16 protein-coding genes and 1 tRNA gene are annotated in these 17936 nt (G+C 47.2%); 4 read left to right on the top strand and 13 right to left on the bottom strand.

The window, feature by feature from the left end; genetic code table 11:
• Positions 1-28: 28 nt before the first annotated feature.
• Positions 29-727, bottom strand: coding sequence for a hypothetical protein (locus tag GWK75_01755; protein ID QHU91178.1), 699 nt, complete (start codon positions 725-727; stop codon positions 29-31).
• Positions 728-1091: 364 nt separating this feature from the next.
• Between GWK75_01755 and GWK75_01760 the strand changes: the two genes are divergently transcribed.
• Positions 1092-1397 carry a hypothetical protein gene (locus GWK75_01760; GenBank protein QHU91179.1) on the top strand — a complete coding sequence of 102 codons (306 nt, stop codon included), beginning with the start codon at positions 1092-1094 and terminating at the stop codon, positions 1395-1397.
• A gap of 239 nt (positions 1398-1636) precedes the next feature.
• On the opposite strand, the gene GWK75_01765 is transcribed toward GWK75_01760, so the two are convergent.
• The 5 genes from GWK75_01765 to GWK75_01785 form a co-directional block, all read right to left on the bottom strand.
• Positions 1637-3604 (bottom strand): hypothetical protein, encoded by a 1968-nt coding sequence (locus tag GWK75_01765; GenBank protein QHU91180.1) that lies wholly within the window; start codon positions 3602-3604, stop codon positions 1637-1639.
• Positions 3601-4299, bottom strand: a complete 699-nt coding sequence (locus GWK75_01770) for an ATP-binding cassette domain-containing protein (GenBank protein QHU91181.1) — start codon at positions 4297-4299, stop codon at positions 3601-3603. The genes GWK75_01765 and GWK75_01770 overlap by 4 nt, the downstream gene beginning before the upstream one ends.
• Before the next feature lie 227 nt (positions 4300-4526).
• Positions 4527-4943, bottom strand: a complete 417-nt coding sequence (locus GWK75_01775; GenBank protein QHU91182.1) for a response regulator — start codon at positions 4941-4943, stop codon at positions 4527-4529.
• 7 nt (positions 4944-4950) lie between these two features.
• Positions 4951-6513: a hypothetical protein gene (locus GWK75_01780; protein QHU91183.1), complete on the bottom strand. Its 1563-nt coding sequence runs from the start codon at positions 6511-6513 to the stop codon at positions 4951-4953.
• Positions 6504-7616, bottom strand: coding sequence for a DUF3048 domain-containing protein (locus GWK75_01785; GenBank protein QHU91184.1), 1113 nt, complete (start codon positions 7614-7616; stop codon positions 6504-6506). Before GWK75_01785 ends, GWK75_01780 begins: the two co-directional genes overlap by 10 nt.
• A gap of 125 nt (positions 7617-7741) precedes the next feature.
• Here GWK75_01785 and GWK75_01790 point away from each other — a divergent pair, with 125 nt between their 5' ends.
• On the top strand, positions 7742-8683 hold the full coding sequence (locus tag GWK75_01790) for a hypothetical protein (GenBank protein QHU91185.1): 942 nt from the start codon (positions 7742-7744) through the stop codon (positions 8681-8683).
• A gap of 115 nt (positions 8684-8798) precedes the next feature.
• Here the strand turns inward: GWK75_01790 and GWK75_01795 are convergent, their stop codons facing one another.
• Complete coding sequence (locus GWK75_01795) at positions 8799-10217, bottom strand: glutamate--tRNA ligase (GenBank protein ID QHU91186.1); 1419 nt, start codon at positions 10215-10217, stop codon at positions 8799-8801.
• 79 nt (positions 10218-10296) lie between these two features.
• Positions 10297-11262, bottom strand: coding sequence for a DUF4367 domain-containing protein (locus GWK75_01800; protein QHU91187.1), 966 nt, complete (start codon positions 11260-11262; stop codon positions 10297-10299).
• Positions 11263-11377: 115 nt separating this feature from the next.
• Between GWK75_01800 and GWK75_01805 the strand changes: the two genes are divergently transcribed.
• Positions 11378-12838 carry a PEGA domain-containing protein gene (locus tag GWK75_01805; protein ID QHU91188.1) on the top strand — a complete coding sequence of 487 codons (1461 nt, stop codon included), beginning with the start codon at positions 11378-11380 and terminating at the stop codon, positions 12836-12838.
• 18 nt (positions 12839-12856) lie between these two features.
• Here the strand turns inward: GWK75_01805 and GWK75_01810 are convergent, their stop codons facing one another.
• A complete protein-coding gene (locus GWK75_01810; protein QHU91189.1) occupies positions 12857-14158 on the bottom strand; it encodes a sortase in 1302 nt (433 codons plus the stop codon).
• Between the two features lie 269 nt (positions 14159-14427).
• On the opposite strand from GWK75_01810, the gene GWK75_01815 reads away from it, so the two are divergent.
• Positions 14428-14514, top strand: a tRNA-Leu gene (locus GWK75_01815).
• Between the two features lie 166 nt (positions 14515-14680).
• Here GWK75_01815 and GWK75_01820 read toward each other — a convergent pair.
• From GWK75_01820 to xth, 4 genes are all read right to left on the bottom strand, one after another.
• Positions 14681-15385: a hypothetical protein gene (locus GWK75_01820; protein ID QHU91706.1), complete on the bottom strand. Its 705-nt coding sequence runs from the start codon at positions 15383-15385 to the stop codon at positions 14681-14683.
• Positions 15386-15486: 101 nt separating this feature from the next.
• Positions 15487-16218: an HAD-IB family hydrolase gene (locus tag GWK75_01825; GenBank protein ID QHU91190.1), complete on the bottom strand. Its 732-nt coding sequence runs from the start codon at positions 16216-16218 to the stop codon at positions 15487-15489.
• 48 nt (positions 16219-16266) lie between these two features.
• Entirely contained in the window at positions 16267-17022 is a 756-nt protein-coding gene (locus tag GWK75_01830; protein ID QHU91191.1) for an HAD-IB family phosphatase, read from the bottom strand.
• Between the two features lie 78 nt (positions 17023-17100).
• Positions 17101-17895, bottom strand: a complete 795-nt coding sequence (gene xth / locus GWK75_01835; GenBank protein ID QHU91192.1) for an exodeoxyribonuclease III — start codon at positions 17893-17895, stop codon at positions 17101-17103.
• Positions 17896-17936 lie beyond the last annotated feature (41 nt).

Here is a 17936-nt window from a genome sequence, read left to right on the forward strand (position 1 = left end):
GCGGTATCAATTGAGACGGTTTCGTAGCTTAATATATATTTATCGGGCCGTAAATTGCCTTCTTTTTGCCATAGAATGTCGCCCACTCACGGTCACCGTATGAGAAGTGCCACCACTCACCGTAGAACGGCGCGAAGCCTTGCGCTATCATTGCATCGTGCAATATCTTTCTATACAAGGCCTGCTCTGAGGTCACTTCTGCAAAGGTTTTAATTATGTCCGGATCAGAATAGTCGGATATAGCGTTGCCCATGTCGACAGGATTATTGCTATCATCGACGAGCGTTAAGTCGACTGCTGCGCCCATTGGATGCCCAGCTACATCAGGTACTGCGACAAAATCGTGGACTAGGCGTATTAAATCATACTCTGACATACTAGGGTTCTCTCTTCGTAGAACCTCTTTGCGTTCACGAAAGTACTTTTCCTGCACCTTTGGATGGCGAAATCCATAAACAATACGTAGCCGTAGGTTATTAGTGTTTCGCAACTGCTTGTTTACTTCAGCGAGCTTTTTAGCTACTGTGTCGCGCACTAAAATAGATTCACCAGTATAAGCTTGCATGTCAGATTGCTCGTGTTGTGACACTATTGATGGATCATACTTTTGCACATCAACTAGCGGCTCTTGGCTAGCGCTCTGCTCTGCGCTCGCCATTTCGTCGTAAGTCATAATGTGTCGGTTAATGTAATTAGGATTTTCTTGAATTTGCTTCACCGTGTTCATAATCTGATAAAACCTCCTCAGGCACAATAAATTATTATTTACCCAAGGAACGAGAGATCAAAAAAGAGACCTCCCGCGGTCCCATCCTTGTTCTATAGTTCATTGCTGAATTATAGCGCTCATTACCGGCTCTACGATGGATCGCGATTTCGGTTGTGTGACTTTACGGCTTCACTCCCGTGGTGTATTTTGACACCCAGCTCGTTCCGGCGTGACTGGAACTCGGACGCTTTATAGAATCCATATAAGCAGAATGAAGACAGATAGTCAAGTAATTGCCTATTAGTGCAAATTAGATCGATGGCTTGCCGAGTGGCGGGATGTATAATAAGTCTATCCCCAAAGTACGGTTAAGTATAAATATATGCAAAAAATCGACCCAGAGCTCATCAATAAGATATACCCAAGTCCCAAGACGGCTGATGAGGCTCGCGCTGAACGGTCGGAGCGGCAGGGCCTCCTTTACTCGCGTAGATCGGCTCACCCTAGGTTGCAGATAGCGTTTATTCTGTCAGGTATGCTAGGCTTGGTAGCTCTGTACATATATTTCTTTCAGGCTATTTTTCTAAGCAGTATAATGGGATTCTCCCTAGTGTCGCTAATCGGACTGATCCTAGTGTGGCTAATCTTGTCAGCTATCAAAAAGATTAGAAAAATAGTTGACTCATAAAATTACTGATAAAACAACTAAGATTAATGTGCGGTTACGCGGGTTAAAATAAGCCAGTTTTACGACTTGGCTTAGGTCGACAGGAGGCTATGCGCAGTACCAGGAGTATGCGCCTCCAGTATTGTAGGCGTTGAGACCATAGATGTATCTACATTACTTCTGGATACTGGCGCCCTTTTTGACGACACCAAATGGTGGAACTCAGTATTGCCATCCATATGTACCCTGCAAGGTTAATATTATTCTGCACGCAGATCTTCAATTGGCGGTCTGAGTACGTTGCGTAGCAGAGGCTGGATTGAGGCTAGGATACAGACTGCCGGAATAGTGATAAATATGAGACCCAGTAGTGGCGACGATAGGTCAAATAGTGTAAACGAAGTATCAGCCGAGCTGCCGAGTCCAAATGACGTATGAGCTATTGACGTAAGATGGTTTTTGTTTAATAAATCTATGGTAAATGATACGAAAATAGCTATGATAAACGAAACAGTGGATATTATAAATCCTACAATTAAGGCATATACCAGGTAAATGGCGGCGACATCTAGTCGACGTGCTCCCATCGCTCTATACACAGCAGTTTCTTTGCGACTGTCGGACATTAGGCGGGATATCATAAGCCAAATGATGAAAATAGAGAACGCGATAACTGTTGGTGTGGCATATGTCATGAGCTTATTAAATAACTTCCCTACCTCGTCAAGAATTAAATAGTTAGAGCCGTGGGGTGCGGCGGTGTATAATTTTTTGCATTTAGTTTCACTCGATGGGCAGGTTTCATTATCCATAAAGTCGCGTGCTTTTGTCACCGATGAGAATGCGACAACTCGTGGCGAGAGCGACTCTAGGGCTGATAGGTACTCTGGACTTCCAGATCGTGGTGATTCAATGTTCGGTTTTAGCTCGTTCGGCAACTTGTCAAAAAGTTGTAGAGGGATTATGGCGCTAGTGAGGTCGGTTTGGTAAGATAGCAGATTTTTTAAATACGATGATGCGCTTTTATGGAATTCGTCGTATGGCTGTAGGTCGATGAAGCCTACGATTTGATAAGTAAGTACCTTGTGAGAGGGTTCTTTAAACTCGCCAAGTTTTTTCTGAGTGTTGATTTTTTTATTTTCGGTATCCTTTTCAGTTTGGGTTATCGTGTCGTGCTTGACTGTGATCTCTCCGCAGGCCGTTGACGGATGTTCATATATAAGAGAAGGTTTGCTGTAATTCTTGTCGTCTTTATGTAATTTTATATCTGCGTAGTCACGCTGGATCTTGGCAAGCATCGTCTGCTCAGTTTGATTCCTATAACAGGTTTGGTAGGTGTATCCACTAAGTTCTTGGCGTATTTTTTCTAGCCAGACACGTCGATCCTGATCGTGTTTTGGCTCATCGCCAATACCTTTGTGTTTGCCAAACAATGTAGCCGCCTCTTTGGTGGTAATGATAACCGGTATACCTTTTAGATTAGACGTGTCCTTATAGGTTATATATCGATTGACTAGCGACAAGTCTCGAACCTCGTACATACTATTATTGACGGCATTTGTAGCGTATCCATATGATGACATATCACCTGACTTGAGTGACGCGTCAGAAAAGTTCTCCTTGCCATTAGTGATCAGTAGTTGATTTGGAATTGACGGTAGAGGATATTTGCCCAAGGCGTAATAGCCGCTTCCTCCGTATAGGCTAGCCTTCTCTTTTAGGTTGCCAAGGCTATTTTTTGCAGTCTTGCTGTATTTGATGAGTTGAGATTTCTCAAACTCTGCCAATAGCGAAGAGCTGGTGTTTAGCTGGTATCGTAAGTCGGTTGGTGTGTTTGGGTCGGCGAAAACGTCGGGTTTCAGGAGGCTATCGTTCGGGTCTGGTTCTACACATGTGAGTCTTAGCCTGGTGCATTTTTCTTTTAGAGTCTTGTAGTGATTTAGTTCATATTCACGCGCTGTCTTGATGTTTTCTGCTGTCAGATGAGAGGGGTCGTAGCCAGCTACTGCTCCTCCTGGTATTACGGGTTGGACTTCGACAAGGTATTGATTGTTGTTGACGGCTTTTACTAGTGCAACGGTGCTTTTTTCTGCGGCGGTAAATATGATAACGCCCGAAATCAGTACGGCAAACAGGGTACTTGAGATGGCTATGGTGGCTAGCAGAGCCCCGCGTTTCGACCGAAGTTTTGTGCGCGCAAGCATAACTGCGTAGCGTGCCCTTATCATACGATTTCTCCGTCTTTTAGAGTGATTATACGATCTGCTCGAGAAGCGATATCTAGGTTGTGTGTGACCACTACGACTGTGGTACCGTGATCGTCTCGAATTTGCCTGAATAGATCAATGATGGATTCGCTGTTTTCTGTATCTAGGTTGCCGGTTGGCTCATCTGCCAAGATGATAGAGGGGTTATTCATGAGCGCACGCGCTATTGCTGCTCGTTGAATTTGTCCTCCTGAAAGTTGACTCGGAAGATGTGACGCCCTATCGGCTAGAGATACCTTCGATAGTAGCTCAGTAACTCTTTTGTCAATCTCCTCTGGACTCTTCCTAGAGAACATAGCAGGTACGGCTAAGTTATCCTTGAGGGAGAGGAATGGTTGTAGATAAAAGGATTGAAAAACAAAACCAATAGTACGATTTCTGAGTTCGCTAAGCTTTTTGTCGCTCATGTTATTAACTCTTTGGTCATCTATATAGATATTGCCACTACTAGGAACATCTAGACAGCCCAGCAAGTGTAGTAGCGTACTCTTTCCGCTACCGCTTGGTCCAACGATCGCTACAACTTCCCTGCGATATATCGTGAGGGAGATGTTTTTTATTGCTACAACGTCATCTGCATTAGTTTTGTAGGTGCGGGTGACGTTTTCGAGACGTAAAATGTGTCTCCTTGATGCTGTTTCGACGGCGGACTCCATGGGGTTATTTTAGCATAAGTATTATATGAGTAGTTTAGACGAAATTGTCTATAGTTCGGGAGTTTTTGTCACGAGCTCACTTCTAGACCTCTCATGACGTTTTTTACAAATGCTGCAAAAATAACAGGTCTTACCGTCCTCATACACGCGCTCAAATGCCTATACGTGACAGTTTGTGCAATACTGATGGTAGGTGTCGTCGTTTTTCTAGTTGAAGTTAAGTTTCATCAAGTATTTATCGATTGGTCTTGTTTTGTTTCTAAGTTGTCGGCGTCGAATTTCTTGATGATCTCAATCAAACGACGAGGCGTGATCTCGGCTTTGATCAGATAGGCGTCGACGTTGTGTTGCATGGCGATGCGACTTTCGGCGTCTTGATCAAAGTTTGTCATGACGACGATACGGGTGTTAGGAATTTTGTTTTGGCTATTGTCTCTCAGGGCTTTTAGTATCTCTGACCCTCTCATTTCCGGGAGCATGATATCAAGTAGAATTAGGTCATAGGGTTTGTTTGTGGCGGCGACAAAGCCGTCGTGACCATCTACTACCCAGTCGACGGTGTAGCCTTCGCGCTGGAGACTACGGACATACATTTCCCCGATAAATCGATCATCTTCGATAACTAGTATTTTCTTGATTGCCATACAGCTCCTATCCTGAGTATTTTGAATGATTTTTGATCCAGCTGTCGCTCGACGAGATTAGTCCGTCGTTTGTGTAATCATTTGCCTGGAGCTTATCGGCCACGCTGGCATAAGTCAGGACGGTGAATGAGAATGTCGAGCCAACGCCTTCAGTGCTGGTTACCCCTATTTTACCACCATGGCTCTCGATAATAGCCTTGCAGATGTAGAGGCCTATGCCTGTACCGGCGACAGTCTCGCGTGAGCGATGGCTGCGATAGAATTTGTGAAATAGATTACTGACAACATTGGCAGGGATGCCGATGCCATGGTCGATGACGTCTACTCTGACATAGTCGCCTTCAACACTGGCGGTGACCGACACTGTTCCGTCTTCGTTTGAGTATTTTAGGGCGTTGTCAATTAGGTTTGACAGCACTTCACTGAGGCTGGATCGGTCGGCGGCGATTGTTGGTAGATTCGGAGGAATTGAAATGTTTAGTCGGCGATGTTGGGTGCTGGCACGTAGTTGCATGTCATCACGAATAGTGTCGTATATTGCTAGCAGAGAGTCCTCAGCGAGGTTGATCTTGAGGTGATGACGGTCAAACCGACTAGCATTTAGGATGTTGTTGATATATCCCGATAAGCGGTTAGCGCTAACGATGAGACGACTAAATAGTTCTTTTTGGTCTGGCGCGAGTTGTCCTTCGAGCTCTACGTCGAGAACGTCTAGGTAACCACGAATTACGGTGATCGGACCGCGTAGTTCGTGTGCCGCAAATGATATAAAGTCGAGATCCTCGTCCTCCTGTTGGTACATATTTGTCGCGTCGTAGGTGACAAGTACGACTTCAGCGGCACTGCCTTTTTCGTAATTGGCGGTCACGTTAAATATACGCCTACCCTCCTCACCGACTATACGGTCTGGAACGCGTAGCCACGACTGCTCGGCGTGTACGGCTGAATCGCGACAAGTTGCCAGCCAGTCGTCAAATGCGCTTTCTCGCTCAAACAGCAGATCTAACTGTAGTGTATCTGAGGTGTCCTTTTTGACGGGTGCAGAGTTATTGGCGTATACAATTTTACCACTTGCATTCATGATGATGATGCCGGCATTTGTCTGGTTTAAGGCGGTAGCTAGGCGGTGTGACTCTTCTGAGTTTGGACTATTTTCGAATTCGGGTTGGGGTTGACTCTTTTCAGCGCTTGTTTCGTAAATATATTGAAGTACGGGGCGAAATCCGTTTTTTCGGTAGCGTTCAATGTTTGGATTTGCGAGTGGATGGGTTGGCTTCTGGCCGGCTGATGTTGTGATTGCCATAGCGAGGTCGCGTAGTGGCGCAAGCAGTAGATCGATGATGACGTAATTGAGGAGTGTCGTTGTCACAAGTGTAGCAAACATAGTGATCCAGAATGACTCCTTTTCTGGCGAGATACCACCGACAAGTAGAGCAAAACCGATCACTAGTGTAACGAGTATCTCCATGAGGGTCGTCGTGATCATCGCCGAGCGATGGTAGCGTTTCCAGTAGTCGCGAATCTGCGGTTCTGGCCTCTTGGTCTCTTTTGACTTTTTTTCTACTGCCATGACACTCCCCCATGGCTATTTGGTATGGCGGTTATCCAGGTTTGACCGCGATTTAATGGTACTTCTTTGCCATTTCCGTCGATAAACTGCAATGGATCGTTTCGGCTGTTTTTACGCCAAGTTACTTCGTTGGCTATGCCGTTTTGAAAGATGACAGCGCTTCCTGCTCCGCTAGTGGTTATACTTTCACGCCAGCCGTCTTCCATGACATGGGCCATGTCGACTTTCATGGCGATGACGACTTTCGGTGTGATACGACCCTCCTCGCGGTCGTCAGATGGGGCACCTCCGATACTACGGAGGTAGCTATTGGATGCCTTGTCGTAGTCGTAGTGGGTGTTGTAGAGTGCGCCTGAGATAGTCATATTTATACTGGTGGCGTTTGGAGCCTCGTGTGGCTTGTCATCGGTGCGTGCAAATCCGTTAAATTTTGATTCGACATAGCCTTTGGATCGGTTGATAGCGTCGAGGCGCTCAAAGTTGGTGTATACATTGTGCGGGGCGTAGCGATCACGTGCTCGCCAGTATGAACCGCTATTAAAGAATTGATCAATATCGCGGTAATTACCGTTACGGACCTCAGCTAGCGCGGCCGCACTACCGCCGATGTGGGCGATACTAGCATTATATGGTGCTGCCCAGTCGACATAATACATACGTACGCTCCGGACTGGTCCGATCAAACCGGGTTTGGCCTCTTGGTATAGTGCGAGGAATCGTGTGATTCCACCTTCGGCGATTGCTTCGTAGACAATGCCAGCTTGCTTGATCCCGCTTTGCGGGCGTGCGTCGGGACTGTTCTCGATCATAATCGCTGTTACCGCCTGTTTTGTAGCGGCTTCGTCGGCGACTTTTACTCCAGTGAGTGGCGAATAATGTACGACTGGAGCTGGTGGTCGTTTGGTTATTTTGATCGGTGGTATATCGATAGTTTTTTGCGGATTTGCTACATATATAACGGCAACAATTATCAAGGCGATGACAATAACCCCCGCCCCAGCGATCGCATAGGTGCGATGTGGATGGCGGTGCATCCAGTTGCGCACACGCGATAGCAGTTGGTGCGGTTTTTTTGGTGGGTGTGACATGGTATCTTTTTTCATGCTTATGGCTATTGTATCAAGATTGTGTCATAGGAGCTAGTCATGACTAGACGGTTTGATGAAATTATGCTATGGTACACGATGCGAAGCAAGTTGCTTTGCACCTTTAGAGAAAGGGCATGTAGATGCAATCCGTAACCGTCACACCAGAGATGTGGTATTGCGATAGTCTTTCTGCGGACGAGCCAGGACAAAAAGATGGCGGACTGGCCGATATCGATCTATTGAAAAAAGCAGGCTTCACCGCCGCCTACGAGAGACTATCAAGCCCAAGCCTCGCGACGTTGAATCGCTGCAGGGGCCAGTACCTCGAGCTGACTGACGATGTATCTCGCGTATTCTTCAGCAACACATCATGTGGTGCTTCATACGCCAGCTGCTGGGCACCAATTGACAAAAGCGTCCCCAGGGGTGGCGCGATTCCGCGAAGTGTTGCTGAGTCGGTAGTCAGGGCCAGGGCTTCTGGCTTATTTAGGGGGTTCATGGTTGCCTCATATCAGCGGACAATCGGCCGCGATAACGAGGGCCATAAGGAGTGGGCCGTAGTTGGTTATCTCTCTGATGAGGGTAACGAACATCGCTTCCTTATCGCCTATTGGGCTAAGCAGGGCGTCACCCCACCTAGCTTGGGTATTATCCGGGCTCTGGCCCAAGAAGAGCAGGACCGCAAGAGCCTGAAGGATGAGAGAGATTGTCTCGAAGAGTCACTGGAATCAGCGCTTGAAGCCAACAGACGTAGGCGTCAATATGGCGTCTATAGGCTGCGCTGGTTTGGAGTCTTCGGGCTCGTCGCGTTGGCTGGGGCGCTGTCATTTGCGCCGCCCTGGATATCATGGATGTCCGGGGCTATGATTGTGGGCATGGTGGCCACTGGCTTCATGTCGTTCTTGTTGTCCATGGACGATTATGTTGGCCTCGGCCTATTCGGTCTGTGGAGACGGGCCGTACTGACGGATGACGAATACCACTATAGGAGGAGGGTGATCCGTATAGGAGTACCCCGAAAGACAATCAGGGGCTATCGTCACAGATTGAAAGAGATAGACCAGCAGATTGATCGTTTCTGAGATTCCTTTCTCGCTTCTTGAGTGGTGTCACGATACGTGACGTCCTCAGGGGGCAAAACCAAGTCCCCCGACTTTTATCGGTCGGGGGCTTTTCATATGGTTCTAGAGAACTAGATTAGAGGATGTTTTGTAGGCGTGTTAGTGTCGTTTCTTTGCCAAGTAGGGCTAAGGTGTCATTTAGCTGAGGACTAAATGGTGCCCAGGTCGTAACGATACGGATGAGGCTAAATAGCACACCCGGTTTTTGACCCGTACGTTCCAGCAGATCGTTGAGCGATGCTTGAATTGAGTCTGAGCTCCAGTCGTCGAGTTTTTCGAAAGCGTCTTTGGTTATTTTTAGTAGATTAGAAATTTCTTCTGGTGATAATTTTTTGAGTTGCTTGTTGCTGGTGATAAGTGTGCTGTCTGGTGTTGGCTCCTCAAAGAAATAGCTGGTTAGAGTTGGTAGGTCTTTGAGGGTTTTTAGGCGGTCCTGAGCCAGAGCGAGGACTTGCTTGCGGTAGGTTTCGGTGGCTTTTTTGGCGCTCTCACTCCAAAATGATTCAACTCGTATCGCTAGTTCATCAATTGATAGCTCACGGATGAAATGGCCGTTCATCCAGAGCAGACGCTTTTCATCAAATCTAGCACCACTGCGTTGGATGCGGTTGAGGCTAAACTTTTCGATTAGTTCTGCCTCCGTGAAAACCTCTTGCTCTGTGCCGTCATTCCAGCCGAGTGTGGCGATAAAACTCATCATGGCCTTTGGCAGATAGCCGTCACGAATATAATCTAGAACGTCTTTTGCGCCATCACGTTTACCAAGTTTTTTGTTGCCCTGTTCGTTCATGATATGTGGCATATGAGCAAAAATCGGTCGATCGATACCCAGAGCTTCGTAGAGCGCCAGATAATTTGGCATGCTTGATATAAATTCTTGTCCGCGGATTACGTGGGTGATCTCCATCTCGGCGTCGTCGATGATATGAGCGAAGTTGTAGGTCGGATAGCCGTCTGATTTGATGAGAATTATGTCGTCAATGACGTCTGGACTGGTCGTGATATCGCCCATAACCTCGTCATGATAGGTGTAGCTCTTTGGTGAAGATTTAAACCTCAGCGGTTGTGTGCCGTCCCAAGCTGGTGGATTTTCGGGGCGATGGTCTCGGTATAGAAAGGCTTTTTTGTTTGCCTGTGCCTGCTCTCGAAAGGCCTGAACTTCTTCGGGTGTATACGGGTCGGCATAAGCCAGTCCGCTATCGATAAGTTTTTGGGCCCATTTTTTGTAGCTGTTGAGTCGCTCGCTCTGGACGTATGGCCCAAATGGTCCGCCGATATCTGGACCTTCATCGTAGTTTATGCCAATAGTTTTTAGGCTAGCGATCAAATGCTCTTTGCTGCCCGGAACTAGACGCTTTCGATCGGTATCTTCTAGTCGTAGCACAAAAGTGCCACCAGCCTGACGTGCCACTAAATAAGCAAAAAGAGCGGTGCGAATACCGCCAACGTGTAAAAAGCCGGTAGGGCTTGGAGCGAAACGAGTACGAACATTCATGACCAACAGTATAACAGATGTAAGCTAGTCAATTCCAGACTACCTAAAAGGATGTTTTTGGCTTATTGGCTAGTAGCTGCTATAGACTGGTTGCGATACGCTGAATTTGGTCACCAGAAAGCGTTGCGTTGCCGGATATAGTGTAGAGGATTCCATTGTTGACCCAAACAGCATTGCTACCGTAGGCATAGATAGTTAGGCCGCCGGTCGTAGTTGTTGTGTAGTTTTTACCAGCTTGTGGTGAGACGTAATTTTCGAGAACAGCACTAGAGTCCCAGTCTGATCGAGTCTGTGATAGCGTAAAGTTTTGTGGTCCACCGTTGGCGGCGAATTTCATGGTAACGCTCCCTTGCTGGTATGTAATGGGGCCGTTTAGGCTATAGCCACTTGGTTGGTAGCTGGGGTACGAGGCACTAATGCCAGCTTGTGAGGCTGCTACGCGAGTCGATAAGGCTGGCATGTTTAGATATGTTAGATAACCTCCGAGCACGAGGATGGCTAGCGAGGCTGAAGCAATACTCAAAAACCTACCAATTGAACGGTGTTTTTTGGCTGGTTTGATGTCTTTTTTGAGGGACTTTGGCTGCATTTTAGCACTTGCTTGGCTGATAGCCTCTTGTTTGAGTACTTGTGAAGGCTTGACCATACGCTCCACTGGTCGCTTGGCGGACATCCGGATACTGGCGCGTTCAGCTAGATGGTGCTTGGTAGGAGCAAGGTCTACGGCGACGGGAGTGATCTGCTTGGGCGTGGGTTTTGTGAAGTGGGTGATTTGCTCGCTCTGAGTAGCGGCAGGAGCTCGCACTGGTTTTGGACGGGTGATGATGGTAGGGTTTGCGGTTTGATTGGTAGCCTTTGGGGCGGGTTCTTTCGCTTCACGACGAACATATTTTCGATTAAGTGTTTTTGAGCGTTGTGGCTGAGCGTGCATATGGCGCGCATTGTGCTGTCGTGGTGCAGTGGTGTTACCCCGCTCTACACGCAGTGGCATGCCCGTCTGTGCGTCATAGACGGTGCCATTTACTGATATAGTTTGTTTGGTCATGTATTTCTCCCCTGCTATAAAGAGCCTACCCTGCTCATGCTTACTTTATCATAGCTTATCACCCTCGCTGGGTGCAAGTGTTGTTTTTGGGGTCGACAAGGTATAATGTTGGTGTATGTATCATGCACCAAGTAAGCGCAAAAAGCGTACTCAACTAGCGTTTATATATTTTTTGATGGTACTTTCGGTTATTTCGATTGTTGTGGTGCTGATTCTGATTACACAGGGCTATAGGTTTAATCATTTTGATGGAAAGCTTGAACAGGGTGGCTTGGTTCAGTTTAATTCTCGTCCGACGGGTGCGACGGTTTCGGTTGACGGGATGGCGCTTGCTAACCGTACGGCAAGCAAAATTACCCTTTCGGCTGGTCCGCACGAGGTTATGATTTCTCGCGAGGGTTACACGACATGGAAAAAAACCGTGAACGTAAAACCGGGTAGTGTGTTGTGGCTAAATTATGCGCAGTTACTGCCAGTCGCTCCTAAAGTTTCAACCGGTGCTACCTATACTGGTGTAGTTACGCCACTTGTTGCTCCAAATCACAAGAAGCTAGCTCTCTTTGAGTCCTCGTCGCAACCTGTGATCTCGATGACGACGATCAACACAGATAAGCCCGAAACGAAAAAACTGACAATCCCAGCTGGCATCTATACTGTACCTGGCGAAGGTACGACGTCGGACTTTTCTCTGATGATGTGGGACGCTAATAATCGATATCTCATCGTGAAACATGTTTATGGCGACAAGACCGAGTATCTTTCGGTTGATACTGATGACTTGTCTCATTCTCGTAATATCACAACTTCTTTGGGAGTCGATATTGCAAATGTTCGTTACTCGATGGCGAATAGTGGAATGGCTTATATTTTGACGATGAGCCATGAACTGCGTAGAGCGGATCTGGAGCAGTCGACTATAACTGGTCCGTTAGTGTCTAATGTGGCTGAGTTTTCGATGCCAGACCGCGATACGGTCGTGTATACGACGCTAACAGACGAGAAAGGTGCGCGTAGTGTTGGATACCTTAGTTCTGGTTCATCAACCGCTAAGCAGTTGAAATCTTATGCTGATATCTCTACTGATCCACTGCATATCTCGACCGGGATTTATTATAGTCAGCGATACGTTGTGATTTCGCATGGCGATACGGTTGATATTTATAGAGGTAATTTACCGTCGAGTGACACAAAGGCCTCTATTGAGCTCAAAGACGTAGCGTCGTATCAAATTCCTGGCGGGGCTGATTATCTCGGTCTATCGCCCAGTGAGAATCGGTTTGTTTATGCCGCAAAAGGCACGAAGATCACTACTTATGATCTAGAGTTATTACATTCCTCGGTGGTTACGTTGTCGACACCGCTTGATCGTGAGCCAGAGTGGATGGATGGCTATCACTTGATAAATACTAGTGACGGGCGCGGTAGCTTTTATGATTTTGACGGTACAAATGCTCAGGTGTTTGCTCAAAATATTGTGAAACAGCCAGCCTTTATGGCCGATGGCAACACCTATCTATACTACTTTGCGCAGGCTGGTTTAGAGATAAAGCTTCAACGTATCAGAATGATCGAATAGACTGATATTTGGTTTAGTCTAGCGAGCACCAAATAGTCGCTGGAGGAATGTTGGTGAGTTCGCTGGCATCTTTGTGGCATTTGCAGAAGTGTTAGTGTCTTGTTTGGCGGTTGTCGCGCCGTTTGGATCAGGGCTGACTTGATCAGCAAATACAAGCAGTCGGTCGCGGTCTGTACCAAGAGGTGTACAGGTTACAAGTGTCATGTGTGGCTTGTCGGTACCAGTCTGTAGAGCGGCAACGTCAGTTGGTTTAACGACCTTTGTGTGGGTGATCGTGTAGACGTAGCGGGTGCTATTGTAGTTGACATATATAGTGTCGCCCGCTTTCATGCGCTCGAGTGGAGCAAAAATAAACTTATAATCACCTCTGTCGAGCCAGTCGTTTGATGAGTGTCCGGACAGGACGAAGTTGCCTTTTTCACCTGGTCGTGCGCTTGCGCCCTGGATATTAAACCAAGCGACCCCCTTGTCCATTGCGGCGTCAAGTGATTCTTTGCTGGCAGCGTTTGCGTCCCAGACGATTGGTGCGTCGACATTGATTTTTGGAATTATGAGGCGCGGATCAGACGAGACGGTTGACGATGCATTTGGATCGACGATAAGCGTTGCTGGATCCATGTTCCCGGGTGTGATATAAGCGCTAACATTCGAGAAAAGGACACGGTTATATTGGAGAAACAGAAATATCAACATCACCATCACTGCGGCTAATACGGGGACAAAATGACGGCTCTTGCGGACCTTTTTGGCACGTTCGTTGATCTGATGGCGTAGTCTACTCCGCAGGTCGTGCATTGCCTCGTCGGTGCTGATTGAATCGTCTTTGCTTTTGTTGTTCTGGGTTTGTACGGTCGCTTCGAGGGATTTTTTTGCAGCGTGAACCTGTCCAACATAGTAGCGCTCGTAGTATTGCTGGTAATAATTCTGCCAAGCGCTATGGTACTGTTTCCATTCGTTGGCTTGAATTTGACGGTGTTGCTGAGGAGTTCGTTCGTACGGGTTTGGTACGTTAGCCTGCTGATTTGCTACTTGCATATTGACCGCACCGGGTCCTGGTTGCATACCGTTTGTGTCTTTGGCGGACCCGATTGGCTGAGTTGCGGGCTGAGTTTGCGGAGGTGATAATGGCTGGTTCGGAGGGGTGGACTGGGCAGTTGTTGTTAGGTTTGGGTCTTGCCGGTAGATATTGTCTATTTGATTTCGTACCACTTCTGCTGCTGCATCGTTACTAGCTTGCCGCTTTGTCGACGACAAGCCGCCCACCGTCTGGCGAGATGGGATGACAAGGGGGTTGGTGGGTCTTGAATCTTCTGGACGCATAGTAGAATATTCTTTTCTAATTATATCACGCCACTCTAATAACGATTATGCTTTTTGGTGTCAAAAGCTCTCATTAACAGAGGTGATATATTGTAAAAATCTATATCTTATGCTATAATAGAGGTGTATGTCAGGTTCGGTTGTTGTCTGCTTATCGACACTGGTCTGTTTAATTTCAGAGGACGTTGATATACAATGAGTAGGGCCTGTTTGACGCTATGCGTAAAAAGGGTTTGTCTAGTCGGTAATTTAAAATATATTAACTTGATGGGCTGGTGGCGGAATTGGTAGACGCGCTAGACTCAAAATCTGGTGAGAAATATCTCGTGCGGGTTCAAGTCCCGCCCGGCCCACCAAGTTGATGTATTTTGTACTAAAGCCCTCCTGGTGATGTGAATACTATGAACAAGCTTCTAAAGGATGCCTAGATATATGGTAGTATCGGATCAAGCACTTTTCGGTGGTTTGAGGTAGTTGCTTAAAAAGCTCAAAAATAGCTAGAGGTTGCTTGATTGCCGAGACTTACTTAATCAAGCTGGTGCTGATTGCTTCGAGCGGCTGATTTGGTGTCCACATTAGATAGCTTGCTATTCTGGTGGCGGTGTGTCCGCGCCAGATTGCCATAGGGTTGTCCCATTTTGTCGTCGTGACTTCCCCACCGTGTGCGACAATGAGATTTTCGCGATGTAGCACAACGATCGTTACTGGATATATGGCTGTAAACTTATGAAGTGTTTCGACAAGTTGCATCAGTTGCATGCTAAAAGTCAACATCTTTGGATAATAAATCGACCGAAACAGCTTTTGGAGCTGGGCAAAGCTCAGTACCAGGGTTGTTTCTGGTCGATCAACAAGGGCCTCAGTATCATTTCTAACGAGGTCGATGGCGTCGCGTGTGATGACTAGCGGGCCGGTGTATTCACGGATAAAGTCACTGTAGACAAGTGCTGTTTCGCTACTGCGTCCAGCATCGCCAGCTAGTAGTACGCAGTCTGACCATGCACCTAGTGCTAGAAGCTCGCCGAGAGCGTCGTGCGACAATCCGCCACTTTGGTTGCAATCAGCAAATACGACATCGGTCATACTGGTCGGGATCATTTTTCTCAGGCAGTCTGGTAGTAAAACTCGCACAGTGCCAGCACCGGCCTCTTGGGCGGTTGAATAGCTTTCAGCAACTCCGGCGAATCCGAGTTTATTGCCGCCGACTATGCCGAGCTTACCGCGCATACTGCGTTGCTCGGGTTTTTGCCACTCTATATCTGGAAAAAGTGGCTTATCAATGGCTTGTTGATGCCAATATGGATGTATCGTCACTCCCCTAGTATACGCTAGTGCGGTGTAGCTTGTGTAAGTCGATAATTATCGTCGTTTGGCTCAAGTGTATACATCATATTTTTGCGTTCGATAACAATTTTCCACTTGTTGTTAATCGCCTGCTCGTATAACTCAGCGGTTGGATTAAACGCTATCGGATTGTCGACAAGTTTTAGCATGTGGCGATCGCCGTTGCTGTCACCTACAGCGATGCTATCTTTTAGGGTTAGTTTATGCTTTTTTATGAGGTCTTTTAGGATGATGTCTTTGTTGGTGTGGGTTTTGATGATGTTTCCGGTGAAGTATTCATCACCACGCTCCCACTGCTGGCCGACCCAGACATCGAAACCGTATTTGGCGGCAAACGGCTCGACAAGTTCGATCTGTGAGCCAGAGATTGCAATCAAGAAATAACCCTCTTCTTTAAGTTGGCGAATTAAATCGCGTGTGTAGACGTAGACATTGTCGGCACGCTTGTCGATAACCATCTGGGCGGCCTCTTCGTAGTCGTCGATACGTAGCTGTGGCAGTATGTGGTCGATGCGATCAACGACGAGCATATCAAATTCTTCAAAGGCATTACCGTGGATTCGATGGCGCCACTTGCGATTGGCCATGGTTGTCTCTTCGAGGATATCGTCGGGCAATGCACCCATTTTCATCAGTTCATAGGCGACCTCACGATATAGACCGCTACGAAATAGCGTGCCATCGATATCAAATACTGCAAACTTTTGCTTTGCCATAGTTGTCGTAGTATACGCCCTAGGGGGGTGATTGTCATGCATAAGCGATTAGTAAACGGTCATATCGGTAACTGCCAGCGTGCCGTCTGGCTGCTTGATCATCTGGTAAGCGATATTCTTTCGTTCAACTACGATTCGCCAACCTCTTTCGTGAGCCGTTCCGAGGAGGTCTCCAGCGGGATTAAAGGCGATGGGTGTACCGACCAGTTCCAGTATACCGATATCGCTTTCCGAGTCGCCGATGGCTAGGGCGTCTAGTAGATCATAGCCATGCTTGTCGGCGTAGGTGGTGACTATCCCTGCTTTGTCTTTTGGCACATTTCGAACGATCCCGCCAGTAAAGCCCTGCTCATTTCGTTCGTATAATGACCCAATCCAATCGTCAAAACCGTAGAGTTTAGCGAATTGGTCGACTAGCTCTTGCTGTGAACCGCTCAAAGCAAGTAGAAAATATCCCTCATCTTTGAGTTGCTTGAGTAATCGATGGGTGTAGCGGTATATCTTGTGACTACTTGAGCTGACGGTTTCTTTGGCGGTTTGGTCGAAAATCTGCGTCGGAATACGTGGTAGCTCGCTGGAAAACAGTTTAATCATCTTCTTTTCGTAGTCATGAAAAGAGGTACGACGAGACGTCCAGCCCAAAAGAGCTTCGTCTAGCTGTTCGGCGACGTCGTCGCGGAAGCAGCCTTTGTCTTTTAGTTTGAAGACAAGTTCATGGTACAATTGCCAGCGAAATAATGTGCCATCGAGGTCAAAAACCGCAAGCTTACCTGGCTTTTGTCGCGCTGGGTCGTGGTTCGTCATAAATCCTCCTCTTGACGAAATAGCGAGATTACTGGCTTATTATAACACGTACCTCTGTTTGAGGCAATGTAGAGGGCGTTATATCTCGATACTAACTGGACAGTGATCGCTACCCATGACATCGGGGTGAATCTGCGGATTTTTGACACAAGAAGCGATATCGTGGCTAGCTAGCCAGTAGTCGATACGCCAGCCAACGTTGCGCGCTCGAGCATTTGCCCAGTGCGTCCACCAGGTGTACTTACCTGGCGTATCTGGGTGGGCCATGCGAAAGGTGTCGACAAACCCTGCGTCCAGAAAATCCTGAAACCTCTCTCGCTCTTCGTTTGTGAAGCCGTGCTTACCGACGTTGGCTTTTGGGTTTGCTAGATCAATCTCAGCGTGAGCGACGTTCATATCACCACAGTAGAGTACTGGCTTGGTCGCTTCGAGTTGCTTGAGGTGTGCTAGCACCGCCCTATCCCACTTGTCGTAGCGCAAGGATAGACGAGACAAGTCTCCTTTTGAATTTGGTGTATAGCAAGTGACTACCCAATAATTATCGAATTCCGCCGAAATTATGCGCCCTTCGGCGTTTGGGTCGCCGTAACTGTCGCCTGTTAGCGCAAATTGCGTGATAATCTCATCGGGGAAGCCGTCGATATAGCGGATAGCAGGAGTTTTCGAAAAAATTGCCGTACCAGAATAGCCTTTTTTTATAGCAGAAAAAAAATGCTCTTCGTACTGAGGTAAATCAATCTCAACCTGATCGCGAGAGGCTTTTGTCTCCTGTAGGCACAGAATATCAGGGTCGTGTTCGGCGATAAATTGTTGCAGGGCGCCTTTGTTTATGACGGCGCGAATTCCATTGACATTCCATGAGTATAGTTTCATGTGTCTAAGTATATCAAGGTATCAAAAAACGCCCTGGTTTT

The organism is Candidatus Saccharibacteria bacterium oral taxon 955 (assembly GCA_010202265.1).
GTDB lineage: Bacteria > Patescibacteriota > Saccharimonadia > Saccharimonadales > Saccharimonadaceae > Saccharimonas.